Origin of the sequence: Bradyrhizobium sp. 2TAF36 (assembly GCF_052114925.1) — a bacterium.
Taxonomy (GTDB): Bacteria; Pseudomonadota; Alphaproteobacteria; order Rhizobiales; family Xanthobacteraceae; genus Bradyrhizobium; species Bradyrhizobium barranii.
In genome coordinates, this window is record NZ_JBFRFR010000068.1 from 24,963 (window position 1) to 45,771 (window position 20,809).

The 20,809-nt window shown below is 64.8% G+C and carries 21 protein-coding genes; 8 read left to right on the top strand and 13 right to left on the bottom strand.

Annotated features, from left to right (window positions below; translation table 11 throughout):
- Positions 1-78: 78 nt before the first annotated feature.
- The 4 genes from AB4Z51_RS32515 to AB4Z51_RS32530 are packed head-to-tail and all read left to right on the top strand — an operon-like array spanning position 79 to position 4,360.
- A complete protein-coding gene (locus tag AB4Z51_RS32515; RefSeq protein WP_441498778.1) occupies positions 79-1,050 on the top strand; it encodes a tripartite tricarboxylate transporter substrate binding protein in 972 nt (323 codons plus the stop codon).
- Between the two features lie 15 nt (positions 1,051-1,065).
- The gene (locus AB4Z51_RS32520) at positions 1,066-1,536 is read left to right on the top strand and encodes a (2Fe-2S)-binding protein (RefSeq protein WP_441498779.1); all 471 of its coding nucleotides are present in this window, start codon (positions 1,066-1,068) and stop codon (positions 1,534-1,536) included.
- Between the two features lie 2 nt (positions 1,537-1,538).
- A complete protein-coding gene (locus AB4Z51_RS32525) occupies positions 1,539-3,665 on the top strand; it encodes a molybdopterin cofactor-binding domain-containing protein (RefSeq protein WP_441498790.1) in 2,127 nt (708 codons plus the stop codon).
- Positions 3,662-4,360: a molybdate ABC transporter substrate-binding protein gene (locus tag AB4Z51_RS32530; protein ID WP_441498780.1), complete on the top strand. Its 699-nt coding sequence runs from the start codon at positions 3,662-3,664 to the stop codon at positions 4,358-4,360. Before AB4Z51_RS32525 ends, AB4Z51_RS32530 begins: the two co-directional genes overlap by 4 nt.
- Before the next feature lie 15 nt (positions 4,361-4,375).
- Here AB4Z51_RS32530 and AB4Z51_RS32535 read toward each other — a convergent pair whose 3' ends face one another.
- From AB4Z51_RS32535 to AB4Z51_RS32555, 5 genes are all read right to left on the bottom strand, one after another.
- Positions 4,376-5,182: an SDR family NAD(P)-dependent oxidoreductase gene (locus AB4Z51_RS32535; protein ID WP_441498781.1), complete on the bottom strand. Its 807-nt coding sequence runs from the start codon at positions 5,180-5,182 to the stop codon at positions 4,376-4,378.
- Between the two features lie 22 nt (positions 5,183-5,204).
- Positions 5,205-6,497, bottom strand: coding sequence for a TRAP transporter large permease (locus AB4Z51_RS32540; RefSeq protein ID WP_441498782.1), 1,293 nt, complete (start codon positions 6,495-6,497; stop codon positions 5,205-5,207).
- Entirely contained in the window at positions 6,488-7,036 is a 549-nt protein-coding gene (locus AB4Z51_RS32545; RefSeq protein ID WP_014493779.1) for a TRAP transporter small permease, read from the bottom strand. Before AB4Z51_RS32545 ends, AB4Z51_RS32540 begins: the two co-directional genes overlap by 10 nt.
- 76 nt (positions 7,037-7,112) lie before the next feature.
- On the bottom strand, positions 7,113-8,084 hold the full coding sequence (locus tag AB4Z51_RS32550) for a TRAP transporter substrate-binding protein (RefSeq protein WP_135215096.1): 972 nt from the start codon (positions 8,082-8,084) through the stop codon (positions 7,113-7,115).
- 21 nt (positions 8,085-8,105) lie between these two features.
- Positions 8,106-8,264, bottom strand: a complete 159-nt coding sequence (locus tag AB4Z51_RS32555) for a hypothetical protein (RefSeq protein ID WP_161495946.1) — start codon at positions 8,262-8,264, stop codon at positions 8,106-8,108.
- A gap of 427 nt (positions 8,265-8,691) precedes the next feature.
- Here AB4Z51_RS32555 and AB4Z51_RS32560 point away from each other — a divergent pair, with 427 nt between their 5' ends.
- The gene (locus AB4Z51_RS32560) at positions 8,692-9,474 is read left to right on the top strand and encodes a cyclase family protein (protein ID WP_028149679.1); all 783 of its coding nucleotides are present in this window, start codon (positions 8,692-8,694) and stop codon (positions 9,472-9,474) included.
- A 4-nt stretch (positions 9,475-9,478) separates the two neighbouring features.
- On the opposite strand, the gene AB4Z51_RS32565 is transcribed toward AB4Z51_RS32560, so the two are convergent.
- From AB4Z51_RS32565 to AB4Z51_RS32590, 6 genes are all read right to left on the bottom strand, one after another.
- Positions 9,479-10,207: a Crp/Fnr family transcriptional regulator gene (locus AB4Z51_RS32565; RefSeq protein WP_028149678.1), complete on the bottom strand. Its 729-nt coding sequence runs from the start codon at positions 10,205-10,207 to the stop codon at positions 9,479-9,481.
- Between the two features lie 282 nt (positions 10,208-10,489).
- Positions 10,490-10,615, bottom strand: a complete 126-nt coding sequence (locus AB4Z51_RS32570; RefSeq protein ID WP_441498783.1) for a hypothetical protein — start codon at positions 10,613-10,615, stop codon at positions 10,490-10,492.
- An 82-nt stretch (positions 10,616-10,697) separates the two neighbouring features.
- Positions 10,698-11,411: a helix-turn-helix domain-containing protein gene (locus AB4Z51_RS32575; protein ID WP_135215098.1), complete on the bottom strand. Its 714-nt coding sequence runs from the start codon at positions 11,409-11,411 to the stop codon at positions 10,698-10,700.
- Between the two features lie 127 nt (positions 11,412-11,538).
- Positions 11,539-12,642, bottom strand: coding sequence for an ABC-type transport auxiliary lipoprotein family protein (locus AB4Z51_RS32580; protein ID WP_135215099.1), 1,104 nt, complete (start codon positions 12,640-12,642; stop codon positions 11,539-11,541).
- A gap of 3 nt (positions 12,643-12,645) precedes the next feature.
- Positions 12,646-13,413 (bottom strand): ABC transporter ATP-binding protein, encoded by a 768-nt coding sequence (locus tag AB4Z51_RS32585; protein WP_167768084.1) that lies wholly within the window; start codon positions 13,411-13,413, stop codon positions 12,646-12,648.
- Between the two features lie 2 nt (positions 13,414-13,415).
- Positions 13,416-14,552 (bottom strand): ABC transporter permease, encoded by a 1,137-nt coding sequence (locus AB4Z51_RS32590; protein ID WP_441498784.1) that lies wholly within the window; start codon positions 14,550-14,552, stop codon positions 13,416-13,418.
- A gap of 176 nt (positions 14,553-14,728) precedes the next feature.
- On the opposite strand from AB4Z51_RS32590, the gene AB4Z51_RS32595 reads away from it, so the two are divergent.
- Complete coding sequence (locus AB4Z51_RS32595; protein WP_135215102.1) at positions 14,729-15,004, top strand: hypothetical protein; 276 nt, start codon at positions 14,729-14,731, stop codon at positions 15,002-15,004.
- Positions 15,005-15,481, top strand: coding sequence for a phage holin family protein (locus tag AB4Z51_RS32600; protein WP_135215103.1), 477 nt, complete (start codon positions 15,005-15,007; stop codon positions 15,479-15,481).
- A 9-nt stretch (positions 15,482-15,490) separates the two neighbouring features.
- On the opposite strand, the gene AB4Z51_RS32605 is transcribed toward AB4Z51_RS32600, so the two are convergent.
- Together AB4Z51_RS32605 and AB4Z51_RS32610 are read right to left on the bottom strand one after the other, a co-directional pair.
- Entirely contained in the window at positions 15,491-18,184 is a 2,694-nt protein-coding gene (locus tag AB4Z51_RS32605) for a bifunctional acetate--CoA ligase family protein/GNAT family N-acetyltransferase (RefSeq protein ID WP_441498785.1), read from the bottom strand.
- 68 nt (positions 18,185-18,252) lie between these two features.
- On the bottom strand, positions 18,253-19,092 hold the full coding sequence (locus AB4Z51_RS32610) for a universal stress protein (RefSeq protein WP_135215105.1): 840 nt from the start codon (positions 19,090-19,092) through the stop codon (positions 18,253-18,255).
- A 183-nt stretch (positions 19,093-19,275) separates the two neighbouring features.
- Here AB4Z51_RS32610 and AB4Z51_RS32615 point away from each other — a divergent pair, with 183 nt between their 5' ends.
- On the top strand, positions 19,276-20,799 hold the full coding sequence (locus tag AB4Z51_RS32615; RefSeq protein WP_441498786.1) for an AAA family ATPase: 1,524 nt from the start codon (positions 19,276-19,278) through the stop codon (positions 20,797-20,799).
- The last annotated feature ends 10 nt before the right edge of the window (positions 20,800-20,809 follow it).

Genomic DNA, 20,809 nt, shown 5'->3' on the forward strand with positions numbered 1-20,809 from the left:
CGGCTTTGTGAGCCGTCGACAGTCCGTATCTCCTGCCGCTACATTGCCAGGCAACAAGAACGACAACAAGGAGGTGGCATGACGGCCCGAAGATTGATGCTGGCGCTCGCCGGTCTGCTCGGTGCATTCGCTGCGGCCCCCTCATTCGCACAGGATTACCCGACCCACGCCGTCCGGATCGTAGTGCCCTTTGGCGCCGGCGGGCCGGCGGACGTCGCGGCCCGGCTGATCGGCAATGTGCTCCAGGAGAGCTTTGGCCAGCCCTTCGTGGTCGAGAACCGCACCGGCGCGGGCGGCGTCATCGGCACGGTCGAAGCGGCAAAGTCGCCGGCCGACGGCTACACGCTGCTGATGATGTCCAACACCCAGACCGCGAATGAATCGCTCCTGACGCCGGACAAGCGCAAATACGAGCTGATGCGCGACCTCGCGCCGATCGCGCCGGTGAACTACTCCGACCTCGTCATCGTGGTGAACCCGCAGGTTCCGGCGAAGGCTCTGCAGGAGTTCATCGCGCTCGCCAAATCGCAGCCGGGCAAGCTGAACTACGCCTCCTCCGGTCAGGGCACGCCCTATCACATGGCCGGCGAGCTGTTCAAAGCCATGGCCGGCATCGATGTGGTCCACGTGCCCTACCGCAACAGCGGCGAGGCGCGCAGCGGCGTGATCGGTGGACAGGTGCAGATGATGATCGACGCCGTGCCGGCGATGGCGCCGAATATCGGCGAGAACCAGGTCCGCGCGCTCGCGACCACCGGCAAGGAGCGCTCGGCCGTGCTGCCGAACGTGCCGACCGCTGGCGAAGCCGGCGTAGCAGGCTATGAGGCGACGATCTGGCTTGGCCTAATGGCCCCGGCCGGCACGCCGAAGCCTATCATCGACAAGCTCAATGCCGCCGTGAACGCAATGGTGAAGCGACCGGACATCGTAAAGCTCTGGACCGAGCAGGGTGCCGTACCCATGTCCATGACGCCGGAGGAATTCGAAAAATTCCTTCGCGGCGACATCGAGAAATGGGCCGATGTCGTCAAGAAGTTCGACAAGTCCTGAGGCCGTAGAGCGATCATGCCGACCATTCAATTTCAGCTCAACGGCGCGGCCATAGCCGTGGATGCCGATCCCGACCAGACGCTGCTCGATGTGCTGCGCGGCCGGCTCGGCGTCACCGGTCCGCATTTCGGCTGCGGGGCCGGTGAGTGCGGGGCCTGTCACGTCATGGTGGGCGACCGCGCGATGGCCTCCTGCGACATGCCGATGTGGTCGGTGGCGGACAAGGACGTCGTCACGGTGGAGGGCCTCGRCACGGCCGAGCAGCCGCATCCGCTGCAACGCGCCTTCGTCTCCGAGCAGGCGATGCAATGCGGTTACTGCGTATCGGGAATCCTCATCAGCGCGGCAGCGCTGCTGAAGCGCAATCCCTTGCCGACGGAGACCGAGGTCAGAGCCGCGCTCGATCGCAATCTGTGCCGCTGCGGATCGCACAATCGCATGGTCCGCGCCGTGCTGCGCGCGGCAGCGGAGACGGCGACGTCATGAGTATGCCCTCCCCCGTCCCGAAACTGCCGGTTAGCCTCGCGGCCAATCCAAAGCTGTCGTCCTGGGTGCGGTTTAGCGGCGAAGGCGGTGTCGCAATCTCGCCCGGCAAGGTCGAGATCGGCCAGGGCATCGTCACGGCGCTGGCGCAGATCGCCGCAGACGAGCTCGACGTCGATATCGGCAGGATCGAGCTGATCCGCGCCTCGACGGCGGCCAGCCCGAACGAGGGTGTCACCTCGGGCAGTCTTTCGGTCCAGCAGTCCGGCCGCGCGCTGCGACACGTCTGCGCCGAGGTGCGCCAGCGCTTCCTCGCAGCCGCATCGGAGCGTCTCGGCGTCGATGCGGCGCTGCTCGATGTCGATGACGGCACGATCTCGGGTCCCGGCAACGTCAGGACCAGCTATTGGGAGCTGGCTGGCGACGTCTCGCTCGACCGCGACGCCACCGCGGGCGCCGTCGCGAAGCCCGCTGCCACGCGCGATGTCGCCGGACATTCGGTCCAGCGGGTCGACATTCCCGACAAGGTGTTTGCGCGACCGCGCTTCATTCACGATTGTGCATTGCCGGACCTGGTGCACGGCCGCGTGCTACGGCCTGACATCTCGGGTGCCAGGCTGATCGCGCTCGACGAGACGGCGGCGCGCGTCGTTCCCGGCCTCGTCGCGATCGTCCGCGACGGCGGCTTTGCCGGCGTGGTTGCCGATAGCGAGGCTTCGGCGGAAGCCGCACTGAAAGCCTTGCGCAAGGGCGCAACCTGGTCGGCTGGCGAGCTGTTGCCCGACGAAGACGATCTCGCAGGCTTTCTGAAGAGCCAGCCGGTCGAAACCACCGTCATCGACACCAGAGCAGCGGCAACGACGAAGAGAGCTGCGCGCACCCTTCGCCGGCAGTACACCCGTCCCTACATCGCACACGCCTCGATCGCGCCATCCTGCGCCATGGCGCGATGGGACGGCGATCGTATCCATGTCTGGACACACAGCCAGGGCGTCTATCTGCTGCGCGCCGATCTTGCGATCGTGCTCGAGCTGCCGGCCGAAAACATCGTCGTCGAGCATATGGAGGGGGCCGGCTGCTACGGGCACAATGCGGCCGACGACGTCGCGCTCGATGCCGTGTTGCTGGCGAAGGGCGCCGGCGGCCGCCCGGTGCGGGTGCAGTGGTCGCGCCATGACGAGATGTCTCATGCGCCGTTCGACGCAGCGATGGCCATCGAGATCGAGGCCGACCTCGATGCGGACAGCGAGATCGTCGGCTGGCGCCATGCGATCTRGAGCAACGGCCACGCCGCGCGCCCGGGACGCGCGGCGCAGCCGGCGCTGCTTGYGGCGACCGAGATCGCGCCCCCCTACCCGCGCATGATCTCGACGAATCCACCGGCCGCCAATGGCGGGGGCGGCGACCGCAACTCCGTTCCACTCTACGACCTCCCGGCCTGGACCATCACGAGCCATCGGCTGCTGACGATGCCGGTGCGCACGTCGGCGCTGCGGACCCTGGGCGGGCAAGGCAATGTGTTCGCGATCGAATCCATACTCGACGAGATCGCGGTCCTGCGCGGCGAGGACCCGATCGCGTTCCGCCTGCGTCATCTCCGCGACGAGCGCGCCAGCGACGTCATTCGCGCCGCGGCACGGCGCGCGCAGTGGAAACCGCAAAAACAGTCTGGCATCGGCCACGGCGTCGGCTTCGCTCGCTACAAGAACACGGGCGCCTATTGCGCCGCGATCGCCGAGATCGAAGGCACCGACGACATTCGCGTCCGGCGGTTGACACTTGCGGTCGACGTCGGCGAGGCCATCAATCCGGACGGCGTCATCAACCAGATCGAGGGCGGTGCGATCCAGGCCACGAGCTGGGTGCTGAGGGAGCGCGTGCGCTTCGATCGCACGCACATCACGTCGACATCCTGGACGGACTATCCGATCCTGACCTTCAGCGAGGTGCCGGCGGTGGATGTCGAAATCATCCAGCGGCCGGAGATCGAGCCGGTCGGCGCCGGTGAGGCCGCGCACGGTCCCGTGACGGCGGCGATCGCCAATGCGGTCTACGATTGCCTCGGCGTGCGCGTACGCGACCTGCCGATCACGCGCGACAGGATCATCGCAGCCATGGAGCTTGCATCGTGACGACAGTGACCATTTTGAGCGGCGGCGCGGCGCAAGGCCTGGTGCGCGGCCTCAACGAGCCCTTCAAGGTGCAGACCGGCCTCAGTATCGACGGCGAGTTCGGCGCGGTCGGCATCATGGCCGACAAGCTGCGCGCCAGCACCCCGGCGGATCTCGTGATCCTGACGCAGGCGCTCCTTGCGAAGCTCGCCGCGGAGAAGCTCGTCGTCCCCTCCTCGATCGCAGATATCGGCCGGGTCGAGACCGCGCTGGCGGTCCGCAACCGCGATCCGAAAGTCACGGTGAAGACTGAAGCCGATCTCCGCGAGGTGCTGCGATCCGCGGATGCCATCTACGTTCCGGGCACCAAAGCCTCGACCGCGGGACAGCATGTCGCAAAAGTGCTGGATCAGCTTGGGATCGCCTATGAGGTCGCATCGCGTCTCAAGATCTTTCCGAACGGCGCGACCGCGATGCGCGAGCTTGCTGCATCCACCGCAACCCGGCCGATCGGATGCACCCAGGCGACCGAGATCATCGCGACCGACGGCATCACGCTGTCGGGGTCGCTGCCGCCGGGCTGCGAGCTCGTGACGATGTACACGGCCGGCGTGACCGCGCGGGCCGCACATCCGACAGAAGCCGCCGCGCTGATCGCTCTGCTGACCGGCGCAGACCGGAAGGAGCTGCGCCGGAGCATGGGCTTTACCGGCTAGGTGCCGACGGCCGCCTTATTTGTGCAACTGGGTGAGACCGGTCGGCGGCCCATCGACCGCGGTCCAGCCGCCGTCGACGAACAGCGTGCTGCCGCTGACATAGCTCGCGGCATCCGAAGCGAGGTAGGCCACGGCGGTCGCGACCTCGTCGGCGCTGCTCCAGCGGTTGAACACGGTATGGCCGGCATAGAGATTGTAGATATCGGGCCGCTGCTTGAACGGGCCGGTCAGCGCGGTCTCGGCAATGYTCGGCGCGATCGCGTTGACGCGGACGCCGGCGTGGCCGACCTCTGAAGCAAAACCCTTCACCAGGAGGCCGATCGCTGCCTTGGTCGAGCCGTAGACGCCAAGGCCCGGCTCGATGGTCACCGCGCGCACCGAGGAGCAGGCGATGATGCTGCCGCCCTTCTGCTCGACCATAATGCGGCCGAAGGCCTGGAAGAACCAGACGGTACCCTTGACGTTGAGGTTCAGGACGCGGTCGAGATCCTCCTCGGTGTAATCGAGGATGGTCTTGCGGATGTTGAGCCCGGGTGTCGTCACGGCGATGTCGAGCCGCGAGAATTTCTGCATCACGATCTTGGCCAGCGCATTGACGTCCGCAGCGCTCGCGGCGTCGCAGCTAGCTGCTTCCGCCCAACCGCCCTTGTCGCGGATGCCGGCGGCCGTCGCTTCCGCGGCGTCAAGCGCACGATCTGCGCAAACGACGCGGGCGCCGAGCCCGGCCAGCGCCTCGGCCGACGATTTGCCGATGCCCGAGGCGGCGCCGAGCACCACGGCGGTCTTGCCGGCGAGATCGAAGAGCTTGCGATAGTCAGTCACGAACGGTTTCTCCCTGTTGCTGCTATCCCTTGTAGCCCATCAGCAGGCGGGGCAGCCACAGCGAGAACGCGGGGACGTAGGTCACGAACATCAGAGCTGCGATCAGGGCGGCATAGAACGGCAGGATGGTGCGCATCACCGCGCCCACCGAGATGCCGCCGATGGCGCAGCCGACGAATTGCGTCGTTCCGACCGGCGGGGTGTTCAGCCCCAGCGCGCAGTTGATCAGCATCAGCATGCCGAATTGCACCGGATCCATGCCCGCCTTCATCGCGATCGGCAGGAAGATCGGGGTGCAGATCAGGATGGTCGCCGCCATGTCCATGAACGTGCCGAGCACGAACAGGATGACGTTGATGAGCAGGAAGATGACCCAGGGCTGCGAGGACACCTTGCTCATCAAGTCGCCGGCGAAGTCGGCGACTTCGTAGAGCCCCATCAGGTACTGGAACATGGTGGAGACGCCGATCAGCAGCAGCACCACGCCCGTCGTCTTCACCGCCTTGGCTGCAGCCCGCAGGAAGTTCGGCAAGCTCATGGTGCGGTAGATGAAGAACGTCAGCAGGATCGTGTAAGTGACCGCGACGGCTGCGGATTCAGTTGCCGTGAAGACGCCGGACAGGATGCCCGCCAGGATGATGCCGACGATCAGCAGGCCGGGCAGCGCGGCCGCGAACGAGCGGAAAACCTCGGCCCAGCCCGGGAACTTGCCGGCTGGATAGCCGCGCTTCACCGCGACCGCGTAGGCGGCAACCAGCATGCACACCATCAGCACGAGCGCCGGCAGGAGGCCGGCGGCGATCAGCGCGCCGATCGAGACCTTGCCGCCCGCGGCGAGCGCATAGATGATCATGTTGTGGCTGGTGGGCATGAGCGCCCCCACCAGCGAAGCGTGGGTGGTGACGTTGACCGCGTAGTCGGTGTCGAAACCCTCTTTCTTCATCATCGGGATCATCACCGCGCCCATCGCCGACACGTCGGCCACGGGCGAGCCGGAGACGCCGCCGAACAGCGTGCAGGCGACCACATTCGACATGCCGAGCCCGCCGCGGATGTGTCCGACGAGATTCTTGGCGAGCTGCACGATCTTGTCGGCGACCCCGCCATGCAGCATCAGCTCACCGCTGAAGACGAAGAACGGGATGGCGAGGAAGGAGAAGATGTTCATCCCCGACATCATCTGCTGAAAGATGACGGCGACCGGCAGGCCTTCGTAGAGGATGGTGCACATCGCCGAGAGGCCGATCGCGAAGGCGACGGGTACGCCGAGGATCAGGAAGCCGAAGAAGGTTGCGCCGAGGATGATCAGTTCCATGAGGGGACGACCTCTTCGCCGCGCAGGAGAGCAATGATGTGCTCGATTGAAAAGGAGACGATCAGGACGCCGGAGGCGATCAGCGGGACGTAGCGGATGACCTCAGGGAGCCCGAGATTGGGGATCTTCACGGTCCCGACCGACGCTCCGAGGATCCAGCCGTTGTAGGCCATCGCAATGCCGAACACGGCCACCAGAACGTGGATCACGAGTTCGATCTTCTCTCGCAGATGATCCGGAAGCATCACCAGCAAACTGTCCATGCCGATATGTCCGGCGTCGCGAACGCCGACGGCGGCGCCGATCAGCGTGACATACAGGATCAGGACCAGCGCAAGGTTCTCCGTCCAGGTCGGGCTGGAATTGAGCACGTAACGTCCGAACACCTGGTAGAACACGATGGTGACAATGACGAGCAGGCCGGTCACGGACAGATACATGCCGAGGCGAGCAACGACGGCATTGATCCGCGACAGCAAGCCGGTCGACGGTCGGCCGGTTACCTCCTGCTCGTGGCTTGCGACATGTGGGTCTGTCATCGGCGTCTCCTTGCGCGTCCCCTTCGCGAGGGTCCGGCGCCCGCCTCGCGGCGACGCCGGACCCGACGCTGTGGTCTTACTTCGTGTCCTGGATCCGCTTGACGAGGCCCTTCAGCTTTTCGTCACCTGCGAACTTGTCGTACACCGGCTTCATCGCGTCGACGAATTCCGCCTTGTTGGCGATCGTGACGACCTGAACGCCGGCGGCCTCGACGGTCTTGCGCGAGGCCTGCTCACGCTCGTCCCAGAGCTTGCGCATGACGGGCACCGATTCCTTGGCCGCCTTGCGGATCATTGCCTGATCCTCCTTGCTCAACGTGTCCCAGACCTTCTTTGACATCACGAGAACTTCGGGCGCGAGCGAGTGCTCGGTGACGTTGTAGAACTTGGCGGCCTCGAAGTGGCGCGAGGACTCGTAGGAGGGCCAGTTGTTCTCGGCTGCATCCACCAGGCCCGTCTTGAGGGCTGTGTAGACTTCGCCATACGGCATCGGCGTCGGATTGGCACCAAGGCTCTGGATCATGCCGACCCAGAGGTCGGACTGCTGGACGCGGATCTTCAGGCCCTTGAGGTCGGCGAGCGACTTGACCGGCGCCTTGACGGTGTAGATGGAGCGGGCGCCGCTGTCGTAATAGGCAAGCCCGACCAGGCCGGCGGGCTCCATGGCTGCGAGGATCTCGTCGCCGATCGGTCCGTCAAGGACGGTGCGCATGTGCTGCGTGTCACGGAAGACGAAGGGCAGGCACAACGCGATGGTTTCAGGCACGAAGTTGTTCAACGGCGATGCGTTGATCCGCATCATGTCGAGGGCGCCGATCTTCAGCTGCTCGATGGTGTCCTTCTCGGAGCCCAAGGCTCCATTGGGAAACACCTTCACGCCGAGCTTGCCGCCGCTCGCCGTCGCGAGCTGCTTGCCCATGAACCTGACGGCCTCGACGGTCGGATAATCGGTTGGGTGGATGTCGGCCGAGCGGAAATCGCGTGCGGTCGCCAGCGGCGCTGAGACCGCCAGTACGGCGGCTGCGATGATGCCGGTGAGTATCTTCATCTGGGCTTCCTCCTGAGTTGATTATGTCGTTGTCGGGCCGATGCTGCAGGCCGCCTTGGGTCGCTCCACTTCAGGTGTAAAGTCAAGCGTTACAAACGCACCACCTTGGTAGGATTGCGCGGCGGAGTCGAGCGGATTTGACTGGTGGATGATCACGGCGAGGAAAGGTGCGAGCTTCATCGCGCCCTCTCCGGCGGGGACTTGCGCGGCAGGTGCCGGCTTCCCTTTAATCCCGCCTCGCCGTCGGCCAATGCCGGACGCGAGGTGACGATGCTCGTCATATCCATGGACGTTCCTCTGGTTTTAAATTCGACCGCTATTGGTTGCGGCTTGGAGGTGCAGACGTGACGGTCGCCCCATCCTTGTGCGATGCGCGCTGATCAGCGATGTCGCCAACGTCGTCCCTAGGGCGGGCGGCATTCTGAGTCCAAGCCAAATGCGGCATCGATCAATGCTGGAGTTGCATCGATCGGTCATGCATCACTTCGAGGGCGCGACCGGCCAATGGCCCCGTTTTTCCGAAATCGCCTGCACCGGGGCGTTGCTTGACGCCACAGGGAGAGCCCGCCCAAGATGCGCCGAAACGGAACATCGCGAGGAAATGCCCATGCCGCGGAAGCTGATCGATATTTCCGTGCCGCTCAGAAACGACGTGACGGCCGATCCGCCGGGCAATCACCCGACGATCCAGTATATTGATCACCAGCAGGGCCTGCCCCGCATGCTGCAGTTCTTCGACGGCCTCAAGGCGGAGGATTTGCCGGATGGCCAGGGCTGGGCGGTCGAGCAGGTCTCGCTGTCCACCCACAACGGCACGCATCTCGACGCGCCCTGGCACTTCCACCCGACCATGAATCGCGGCGAGCGGTCATGGACGATCGACGAGGTGCCGCTCGAATGGTGCCTGCAGCCCGGCGTGAAGCTCGACTTCCGCCACCTGCCCGATGGGTACGTGGTGACTGCCGACGATGTCGAGAAGGAGCTGAAACGGATCGGGCACACGCTGTCGCCGCTGGAGATCGTGGTGGTCAACACCAGCGCCGGCGCCAAATTCGGCCAGGCCGATTACGTCAACTCCGGCTGCGGCATGGGCTATGAGGCCACCATGTACCTGCTCGAACGCGGCGTGCGGCTGACCGGCACCGACGGCTGGAGCTGGGACGCGCCGTTCGTCTACACCGCGAAGAAATATGCCGAAACAAAAGATGCCGGCCTGATCTGGGAAGGTCACAAGGCGGGACGACACATCGGCTATTGCCATCTCGAGAAGCTGCACAATCTCGACAAGCTGCCGTCGACCGGATTCACGGTCTCATGCTTCCCGGTGAAGATCGAGCGAGCGTCCGCAGGGTGGACCCGAGCGGTCGCCATCGTCGACAATCAGGTCTGAGGCCTCACTCGCCGTCCAGGCCGCTCGCGGCGAGGTCGCGCAACGCATCGGTATCCAGCACGACGATGGCGCCGTGCTCGAGACGGACCCAGTTGCGGCCGGCCCAGGCGCGCAATTGCTTGTTGATGCTCTCGCGCGTCATCCCCACCATCTCGCTGATCTCCTGCTGCGTGATGGCGAGCGTGCCGCTGCCGGAGTCGAACTTGCGCTCTTCGGTGAGACCGAGCAGCGCGCTCGCAAGCCGGCCCGGCAGATTTTGCAGGATCACCTGCTCGACCTGCTGGCTGGTCCAGCGCAGGCGCGCGCAAAGCAGCTCGATGAATTTCATCGCCAGCGCCGGCTGGCTCTTCACGAATGGCAGGAAGTCCCGGCGGTCGATGATGTAGAGTTCGCAATTGGTGTTGGCAGTCGCGTCGGCCGAGCGCGGCGCGCCATCGAGAACCGCGATCTCGCCAAAGATTTCTCCAGGACCGATCAGATTGAGAATAGCGTTCCTTCCATCTGGCGATGAAGAGGAAATCTTCACTGTTCCCGTGATCACCGCGAACAGGTTGTTGCCGGGATCGCCCTTGGCGGCGATCGTCGCACCGCGCTTCACCGTGGTGTGCTTGGCGTAGCGGCAGAGCTGATCGAGCGCATCCGGCTCCAGATCCGCGAAGATCGGGTGCTTGCGCAGGACCGATAATTTGTTGCCCGCAGCTTGTCGGGGGTCGCCGGTCTTGTCCTGAGGCACGCCGCTGGGCTCCTAAGACTGCGAGACACTGGAGTTCCTGCGTAGTCAACGTTAGCAGGCTTTTCAACCGGAAAGCATGTGCACGGTTTGAGCCAAATGCGGCGAAAATGCCACGGTCGGGCGCCGAGGCGGCATCCGGGGGATGAGCCATTGTGTCCCGGTCGATGCAGAGTTGCAGCTATCGCGCGCACCATTGCGTTGAGGCGCTGCCGAACGGCCGCGAGCCGGCCGTGGAAGCCTCCGCGGCAAGCATGGTAAAACGCGATTGTGATCTCAGGACTGTCAGTGCCGGGCGCCCGAATCGGGCCGACCTGCGCTGGTTTGCCGGTCTGCCCATGCCAAAGCCCCGGCGAATGTGACAAAAACGACCATGACAGCGATCGTCACCAGCAGTGCGTCAGTCGGCATGATGCCCTCCCCTGTTATTTGGGCATTATTGGCGGCGAACGACCGCCGTCATTGATTGGGATCAAAATTGGCGAACGCCGGATCAGGCCGCAGCCAAGGCCTCGACCTTCGCCGGATCGAGCAGGCTGATGCCGCCTTGAACGATCTCGATCACCCCATGTCGCTCCAGCTTGGTGAAAGTGCGACTGACGGTTTCGATGGTCAGGCCGAGATAATCGGCGATGTCCTGACGACTCATCGGCAGCTGAACCGTGTCCGACGCCCCCTTCAGCGAGAATAGCCGCTCGCGCCAGGCGAGCAGAAACGTCGCAACTTTCTCGTCCGCCGATCGGCGGCCGAGCAGGACCATGTGGTCGCGCGCCTGGCTCAACTCGCGAATCGCCAGCTCGTTGATCCGCCTGAGCAGATGCGGCCGGCTCTCGACGAACCGGCCGAAGGGCGCCTTTGCGAACTGGCACAGTGTGACGCCACCGATCGCATCGGCCGAAAAATTGTGACGGCCGGAAATATTCATCCCCAGGAAATCGCCTGGTAACGCAAATCCCACGATCTGCCGCCGACCGTCCGGCAACAGCTTGTAGAGCCGCATGACGCCGTCGAGGAGATTGTAGAACGAGGTCGTGGTGTCCTCCTCGGAGAAGACGGTCTCGCCCCCCTCAAAGAGGACGCGGCGTCCCAGATGCTCGAATTCCCTGAGCTCGGCCGGGTCCAGCGACGCGCACACCGCGAAGTCGCGGACCGCACAATCGCTGCAGAAATGCCCGTTCGGCTCGATCGTCACCACGGAAGCCTTCATCTACCGCTCCAAGCACCGGCTGCCCCGCATCAGGGCGAGCCCACCGCGCGGGCTGCATTTTACTGCACTGCGCCAAAGCCGATTGACCCAGATCAATTTTGGCGGGCATGGCCGTCTTGTGTTGTTGCTAGACCGCCTGCACCGTCCAGCCGATCAGCTCCTTTGCAATGCGGGCGAAAGCTGTGTCGAACGCTGCGACCGCTGCGGCCGGCTCGACCTTATCAAGCTTCTCGCTGGTCTCGACGAGGCGCGACGCGACCACTTTGCCGTTCTTGTCGACGATGCGTGCCGACAGTCCGATCTCGACCCGAGCCTCGCCTTCCGTGGCGATCCGGAAGCGCCTGATGTCGATCAGGAGCTGGTAGTCCGCCTGCCCGAGATCGCTTGTGCGCAACGGCGCGTGGGCGATGTCGTAATTCTCAAAACTGTCTATCAGCCGCGCCTGCACCAGCTTCGGAATGCTGTCGGCCCAGAGGAATTCGGCAAAGCCCGCATTATCCCCGCTGGGTGCAAACAGCATCCGCTGGGTCTGGAGCATCGCGACCGCGGTCGGCTCGGGAATCGCCAGTGATGCTGAAAGCGTCTTGCCGGCCAGCCCAAGATTCTGCGGCGTGCGCAGGTCATAGGTGATCTTCTGGGCCGGCGTCCCGCCGCCGGTCATCTTTTCGAGGCCTGCCAGAATACCGTCGATTTTGCCGGTATTGCGCGCGAGGCCGTCGGAGAATGTCTTGAGGTTCGCGATGGTGTCCTTCAGCGGACCGGAATTGTCCTCCAGCACGGTATCGACCCGTCGCAGCGCATCGCGCGCAGCCTGCGTCATGCTCTGGCCTGCACCGGCCTCGGCGATGAGGGTCACGGGCTCGCCGGCCTTGGCGACGGTCATGCCGCCCTCCAGCGTCACCACTGGCACGCCGGTCAGCCCCTGGAAATCGAGCCCGACCTTGGTGTCGGTACGCACGGGTGTCGTCGAGGCAACCGAGATCGTCGCATTGACGAAGCGCGGATTGTCCGCCGCGAGGCCGATCTGCGTCACCTCGCCGACCCGGATACCGTTGAACAGCACGCCGGCACCGACCAGCAGACCTGGCACCGGACCTTGGAATTGCACATGATAGTTCGCGCGCGGCCCGATGCCGCCCGTGTTGTTCAGCCAATAGACGAAGCCGAACACCGCGAGGATCGCGGCCAGCACGAAGCTGCCGATCAGCACGTAGGGAGCGCGGGTTTCCATGTCTCATCTCATCTGGTGTTGCAGCATCTGCGAGCGCTTGCCGTGGAAATAGGCGCGCACCCAGGGATGCTCGGATTGCAGCAATTCGTGCATCGGGCCGATCGCCACGATCTTGCCGTCGGCGAGCGCGGCGACGCGGTCGCAGACTGTGGTGAGGCTCGCAAGATCATGGGTGACCATGAACACGGTGAGGCCGAGGGTCTTCTGCAGCGTCCCGATCAGCGCGTCAAAATCGCCGGCGGCGATCGGGTCGAGACCGGAGGTCGGCTCGTCCAGGAACAGGATCGGCGGATCGAGCGCGAGTGCGCGGGCCAGCGCCACGCGTTTGGTCATGCCGCCCGAGAGCTCGGACGGATATTTGTCGGCGTCCTGCGCCCGCAGCCCGACCATCTCGAGCTTGGCGATCGCGATCTCGTCCATCAGCTCTTGCGACAGCACGAGATTTTCGCGCAACGGAAACTGGACGTTCTGCCGGACCGTCAGCGAGGAGAACAGCGCACCCTGCTGGAAAAGGATGCCCCATGTCGTGGCTGCGCCCTCCTTGCGACCGCCGACGGGCTGTCCCATCACGTCGATGGTGCCGGCCTGGCGTGGGATCAGGCCGATGATGGTGCGCATCAACACCGACTTGCCGCCGCCGGACGCACCGACGAGCCCGAGGATTTCGCCCCGGCGGACGTCGAGCGAGAGATGATCGAGCACGGTCTGGCGGCCAAAGCCGACCACGAGGTCGCGGACGCGGATCGCGAACTCCTCTTGCGACTGCTCCATCGTCACATTCCGATCGAGGCAAAGAAGATCGCGAACAGGCCGTCGAGAACGATCACCAGGAAGATCGACTTCACCACTGACGTCGTGGTTTGCCGCCCCAGCGACTCGGCGCTGCCCTTCACGCGCAATCCTTCGCTGCAGGCGACGATCCCGATCACCAGAGCCATGAAGGGCGCCTTCAGGATGCCGACCTCGAAATGGGTGACGGAGATGGCCTCATGCAGCCGCGCGATATAGATCGCCGGCGCCATGCCGCCGTAGAATTGCGCGACCAGCCCTCCGCCATAAAGCGCCGCAACTGCCCCAATGAACGCGAGGATCGGCAGCGCGATGACGAGGGCTGCTACTCGCGGCAGTATCAGGACATGGACGGGATCGAGGCCCATGGTCGAGAGCGCGTCGATCTCCTCGCGCATCTTCATCGAGCCGAGCTCGGCGGTGTACGCGCTCCCCGACCGGCCGGCGACCATGATGGCGACGATCAGCACACCCAGCTCGCGCAGCACCAGGATGCCGACCATGTCGACAGTGTAGGACTCCGCACCGAACCTGCGGAAATGAAAGAACCCCTGCTGGGCGATGATGGCACCGATCAGGAAGGTAATGAGAACGACAATCGGAATGGCCTGYCAGCCGATCCGGTAGAGCTGATAGACAAGCGATGTCAGCCGCAGCGAGCGTGGCCGGCGCAGCACGCCGATCACGGCGATGAACAATGCACCGAGCATTTGAAGAAAAATCGTGACGTCTTCGCGCGCGCCAACCGTGGATTTGCCGAGATCGCCGAGCCTGAGCAGGACCGGGTTTGGCGCGGCCGCAACCGCCGGGGTGTGGCGGTTGACCTGGCGCACCTCGTCCATCAGGCCGCTGAAATGATCGGCGACGCCGACGAATTCGGCCGATCTGCCGGATGATGCGGCCCGTCGCGACAGCTTCTCCAACACCCAGGCGCCGAGCGTGTCGAGCGCACTGACGCCGGACATGTCCAGCGTCACGGCGCTGGATCGATCGACATCGGCCCCGACCGAACGGGACAGCGTCTCGAGCGCCGAGACGTTGGCTGCCGTCCACGGCCCTTCCGGGCGCAATTTCAGCGCATCGCCGGAGGGCGTTGCCAGCAACAGCGGTTCGGAGTTCACGCATCCACCTCATCGGGACAATTGGCCCCCATTCAGCCGCCACTTCTAGGCCAGCATATGGCGGCCGGGTTGACCTGTCTCAACACCAGGACCGCGCGCCGTCCCTTGACGCAAATCAAGCGCGGCCGCGCCGCCGGGCCTTAGGGTCTCTTCCATTCAAGGGAGTTCTCAAATCCATGTTCAACAGCGACAGGATGAGCGAAGAACTGCGAGCGCTGAAGGTTGACGTCACGCGTCTGCTGAGCACCGCAGGCGAAGAGATGTTCGACAGCTCGAAAGATCGGGCCGAGGCTCTGGCCGATCAGATCAAGGCCGCGCTTGCCGAGCTCGGAGAAACCGTCAGCGACGAGCAGGAGCAGCTTCAGCGCCTCATTGCGGAACGCCCGGTCACGTCGCTGGCCTCGGCTTTCGCGCTCGGCGTGGTCGTCGGCGTCATGCTGAGGAGTCACTAGGTGAACACGGAAAATGTCGTCAAACATCTGCGTGCACTGTGGCGCACCGACAGGATCATCGCGGACATCAGGCTGCGCCATCTGTTGATCGGTCTCGGCCTGCGGGCCTTCGCGGCGCTGATCGCGACATTCGGGCTCCTGATGCTGGAGCTGTCGGCCTATTTCGCGCTGGTCCAGATCTGGAGCGCAATTGCAGCGGCTGCCATCCTCGGCACCGTCAATTTCGCCATCGCGGCGGTTCTCCTCGTCGTTGCCGGCCGTCCTCCATCCGGCCGCGACATCGAGCTCGCCAATGAAATTCACGGCGCATCCATCGAAGCCTTGCAGCTCGAGGCGCGGGCGCTCCAGGCCCAGGTGTCGGGCGCGGTGCATCATCCGCTCAGCACGATTGTGCCGGTGCTGGTGCCGCTGATCGCGATCATCGTCAAGAGTCTGCGGAAAACGGAATCCGCCGCATCGCGCGAAGCGCACTCGTGATCGGAACGCTCAGAGCTTGAGCCTGACGTCACAGAGGTCGGGCTCGGTCGAATCCGGCTTCACGTCGAAACCGAGCTGGCGGCACATCTCAAGCATTGTGGTGTTCTCCCTGAGGACATCACCCGAGATGGTCTTCAGACCCTCCGACCTCGCATAGTCGATGATCAACTGCATCAGCGCCCATCCGAGCCCCCTGCCCTTGAGGTCCGACCGCAGCAGGATCGCATATTCACCGCTCTCATAGACCGAGTCCGAATGGAGCCGAACGACACCCACCATCTCGCCGGTGGCTTCGTCGAATGCGATGAAGGCCATTGCGCGCGCATAGTCGAGCTGGGTCAGGCGCGCGATGAACTCGTGGGTGAACTCCTTCATCGGCGCGAAGAAGCGCAGGCGGAGATCGTGCGCCGTGACGTGACGCAGGAATTCGTGGATGGTCGGCTCGTCCTCGGGACGCAAGGGCCGTACGAAGATGCGCCAGTCGTCCTTGAGCGCCAGCCGGCGCTCCCACTGCGACGGATAGGCCCGGACGGCGAAGTTGGCCGGGCCGGAGCCCGCGAATTTGCGCTGCGGCGGCCCCACCGCGACGCGGGCGTCGACCGCCGTCACGCCGGTCTCGTCCGCAAGCAGTGGGTTGATGTCGAATTCACGGACCTCGGGAATGTCAGCGGCCATCTGGGCGAGCTTGACCAACACCAGCGCGACGGCGTCCGGCTCGAGCGCGGGTACGTCGCGATAGGCCTCCAGCAGCCGTGATACGCGCGTGCGGCCGATCAGGTCGCGGGCGAGCTGCAGATCGAGCGGCGGAAGCGCCAGTGCCTTGTCGTTGATGATCTCGACCGCCGTCCCGCCCCGGCCGAAGACGACCACGGTGCCAAAGGTGGGATCGTCGGCAAGACCCAGGATCAGCTCACGCGCCTTCGCCTTGACGACCATCGCCTGCACGATGACGCCCTCGATGCGGGCTTCGGGACGGAGCTTCCTCGCCCGCGCGAGAATGTCGGTGGCAGCCGCGCGCACGGCCTCCGGCGTGGTCAGATTGAGGACGACGCCGCCGACGTCCGATTTGTGGACAATGTCGCGCGACATGATCTTCAGCACGACCGTGACGCCCTGCGCGAACATCTCGCTGGCGTAGGCGACGGCCTGCTCGACATCGGTCGCGGCACGGGTCGGTACCATYGCGATATCATAGGCTCCGAGCAGGTGCTTGATCTCGACGGGATCGAGCCATTTGCGACCGTCCGCGATCGCAGCGGCGACGATCTGCCTGGCAGCCCGGGCGTCAGGCACGAACGTGTCGGGCATCGCGGGAGGAACCTGGCTCAGCTCCTCTACGACCTCGCGATGCCTCACGAGATGCATGAAGCCGCGCACCGCATCATCTTCGGTCGGATAATTCGGAATGCCCGCGCCGGAGAGCGCCTGAATGATGTTCTGATCGGCTCCGACCCAAGCCGCCAGCACGGGCTTCGCCCATCGGCGCTGCTGCTCGCGATATTTGCCGACGAGCTCGGTGACGGTCGCGGCGATGTCGGCAGCCGGGGCGATCGCGGTCTGCACGTTGAGGACGAGGACGGCATCATTATCAGGGTCCGCGAGCAGCACCTCCAGCGCCGCCGCGTAGCGCGATGCATCGGCATCACCGACGATGTCGACGGGATTCGAACCGGACCAGGTCGGCGGCAGCACCGCATCGAGGCTCTTGCGCGTCGCAGCCGAGATGGACGCCGGGATTCCCCCAAGGTCCACCAACCGATCCACGGCCAGGACACCGATGCCGCCGCCATTGGTGAGGATAGCGAGACGCTTTCCCGCCGGCGGCTCGACGCGACCGAGCGTCTCGGCGCAATCGAACAGCTCGCGCAGATCGGAGACCCGCAGGACGCCCGCACGGCGGAACGCGGCATCATAGACGGCGTCGGCGCCGGCGAGCGCGCCGGTATGGGTTGCCGCCGCTTTGGCACCCTGCGCCATGCGGCCGGACTTGACCACGACGACCGGCTTCACGCGCGCCGCGGCCCGCGCCGCCGACATGAACTTGCGCGCGTCCTTGATGGCCTCGATATAGAGCAGAATCGCGCGAGTCTTGTGATCCATCGCGAAATAATCGAGCAGGTCGGCAATATCGACGTCGATCTGATCGCCGATTGTGACAATGCCGGAGAACCCGACGCCGCGCTGCGCAGCCCAATCCACCATTCCGGCCGCGATCGAGCCGGACTGCGAGATCAGCGCGAGGTTGCCCGCCCCCGGCATGTGCGCGGCAAAGCTGGCATTGAGGCTGACGCCGGGCATCATGATGCCGAGACAGTTCGGCCCAATCAGCCGCATCCCGTATTTGCGTGCCGCAGTGATCGCGGCCTCGTGCAGGGATCCCGGTCCGTGACCGAGGCCCGCCGAGACGATCAGCGCGCCGGCCGAGCCGCGACGTCCGGCCTGGTCGATGATGCCGGGAACCTCTCGCGCCGGCGCGGTGATGACCACGAGCTCGGGCACGAAGTCCAACCTGTCCAGACTGCCCACCGCAGCGATGCCGCCGATCTCGGCGTGGCGCGGATTGACGAGGCCGAACCGACCCTTGAACTCGGCCTTGTGAATGTTCTCGAGAACGGCGCGTCCAACCGAGACCGGGCGGGCGCTCGCGCCGACGAGCGCAACCGAACGCGGCGACAGCAGATTCTTCAAGCGATAGGTTGACATGGAAGCATATGCGCCCGGTCGTTGGCGGTTCCGATGGTTGACGATCGGCCGATAAACTGGCGATGCGCCTAGTGCGAGATCATAACCCAGCACGGCGGCTGGCCAATGACGGTCTTTGTCACACCACCCCAGACGATCTCGTTCAGGCGTGAATGATGGTAGGCGCCCATCACGATCGCATCCATGGCATGGGAATTCGCCCAGCTTCCGAGCACCTTGCCGATCGAGCTGCCGCCGCCCTTCGTCGTTTCGAACGAGGCGTAGACCCCGTGTTCCCTCAGATGGTCGACGAGCGCGGTTCCGGATTGCACGACCGCATCGGCCTTGTCGTCCGCCACCGTGACCACCCGGACGGATGCCGCAGCCTGAAGAATGGGCAGCGCGTCGCCGACCGCCCGCGCGGCACGGGCTGAGTGATCCCAGGCGATCATGACGTTCTCGAACTCCGGTCGCAGCTCGTCCACATGCTGTTCCGGGCAGAGCAGCAGCGGCCGGCCGGATTCGAACAGGAGCGTTTCGATGATGCGCTCCGTTCGACTGTCATGGGGCCTCACGGGGACCAGCGTCAGATCGCTGAAGCGGGCATGCTCGGCCAGGATCGACGCGATCTGGTCCGCAGGCACCTTACCCGATCGGCTTTGGGCGCGAATGTTGGCGCGGGAGGCTGCATTGGTGAAGGCGTTGAGGAGTTGCTGCACGTCGCTTACCTCACGCGAACCGCTCGCCTCCGCGGAATCCAGATCGCCAGGGCTGATGACCGTCGGTCGCGCGAAAACATCTTCCTCGAGCGCGAGCGCGGTGATCCTGGCGCCGAGGTCGGCGGCGACAGCCACGCATGTCGCGATCGCAGCGAGGGCCGGCCCGCGCGGTTGGCCGACAAGCGGCAGAAAGACATCCTTGATGGGCATCGGGATTCTCCTTACCGGTCAGGATAAGCCACCTTTCGCCGGGAAGCTTGATCCTCCTCAAGGCGGGAACACCGCGCAGCCAGCCGACGACAGACTTTGACCGATGTCAAGGACTGGCCCCGATCCGCCTCTAGGAGTTAGCCTGCTGCCTCACCGCCGATGCATCTGGATTTGCTCGCAGAGATGACGGACGATTCTGCAACCCAGGAACGGGTCTTCGAAGCTCTAAACGCGCGTCCTGGCGTAAAGCGGATCGACACCCACGCAGCGTCGGTGTTTCTCGACGGAACGCGCGCCCTGAAGATCAAGCGGGCTGTCAAGTTTCCATTCCTCGACTATTCGACGCTCGAAAAGCGCGAGGCGGCCTGCGAAGAGGAGATCAGGATCAACCGGCCGCTCGCGCCGCAAATCTATCACCGCGTCGTGGCGATCACGGAGGAGCCGGATGGATCGCTCAAGATCGACGGTCGCGGCCGGCCTATCGAGTATGCGGTCGACATGTCCCGCTTCGACGAAAACCGGACGCTGGACCATGTGACAAAAGCCGGCCCGCTGGATGCAGAACTCGCCCCCGCCATCGCGGATGCGATCGCAGCATCGCATGCGAGAGCGCCCGTCGCGGACGGCACCGCATGGATTGCCTCCATTCCCGCGCTGATCGATGGCAACAGCACCGGGCTGCGCAATGGCGATCATTTCGAAGCCGCCCAGATCGAGCAACTCTGCGAAGCCTCACATCAGGCATTCCTGCGCGTCCGCGCTACACTGGAACAACGCGCGCGCCACGGTTTCGTGCGCCGCTGTCACGGTGACTTGCATCTTGCCAATATCGTGCTGATCGGCCGGCAGCCTGTCCTGTTCGACGCGATCGAATTCGACGCGCAGATGGCGACCGTGGACATGCTCTATGATCTTGCGTTCACGCTGATGGACCTGCTGCGCCACGACCAGTCGGACACGGCCAATGCAGTCCTGAACCATTATCTATTGACGGCGCCCGGCGAAACGCTCGACGCCCTGGCGGCGCTGCCACTGTTCATGTCCATTCGCGCGGCGATCCGTGCGCAGGTGGCGCTGGCGCGACTGAGGCGGCCTGATGCCGACGGCCCCGGCACTCTCGGCGAGGCGCGCCGCTATTTCGAGCTCGCCCAGGCTTTGATTCATCCCCCCGCCCCTCGCCTGATCGCGGTTGGCGGACTGTCGGGCACCGGCAAATCCGTGCTCGCGCGCGCGCTGGCGCCCGCCGTGGCGCCACAGCCGGGCGCCGTCGTGCTGCGCAGCGACGTCATTCGCAAGCAGCTGTTTCAGGTGGGACACACCGAACGGCTACCGCCGTCCACGTACCGGCCTGACGTGACGGCGCGCGTCTACGAGGTGCTGATGCAGCGCGCCCGCCAGGTTCTGGCGCAAGGCCATTCGGCCATCGTCGACGCCGTCTTTGCGCGTGAGTCCGAGCGAGACGAGATGGCCGCCCTGGCACGCGAGTGCGGCGTACCGCTCAATGGACTATTCCTCGTCGCCGACCTCGCCACCCGCAAGGCGCGAATCGGCGGTCGCCGGGGCGACGCGTCCGACGCCACGCAAGAGGTTGCCGGGCAGCAAGAGCACTATAATATCGGCCATGTCGGTTGGGCGACCATCGATGCATCCGGGACACAAGCGCAGACGCTCCAGAACTGCCGGGACGTAGTCGCTGAGGGCAAATAAGGCAATCCGA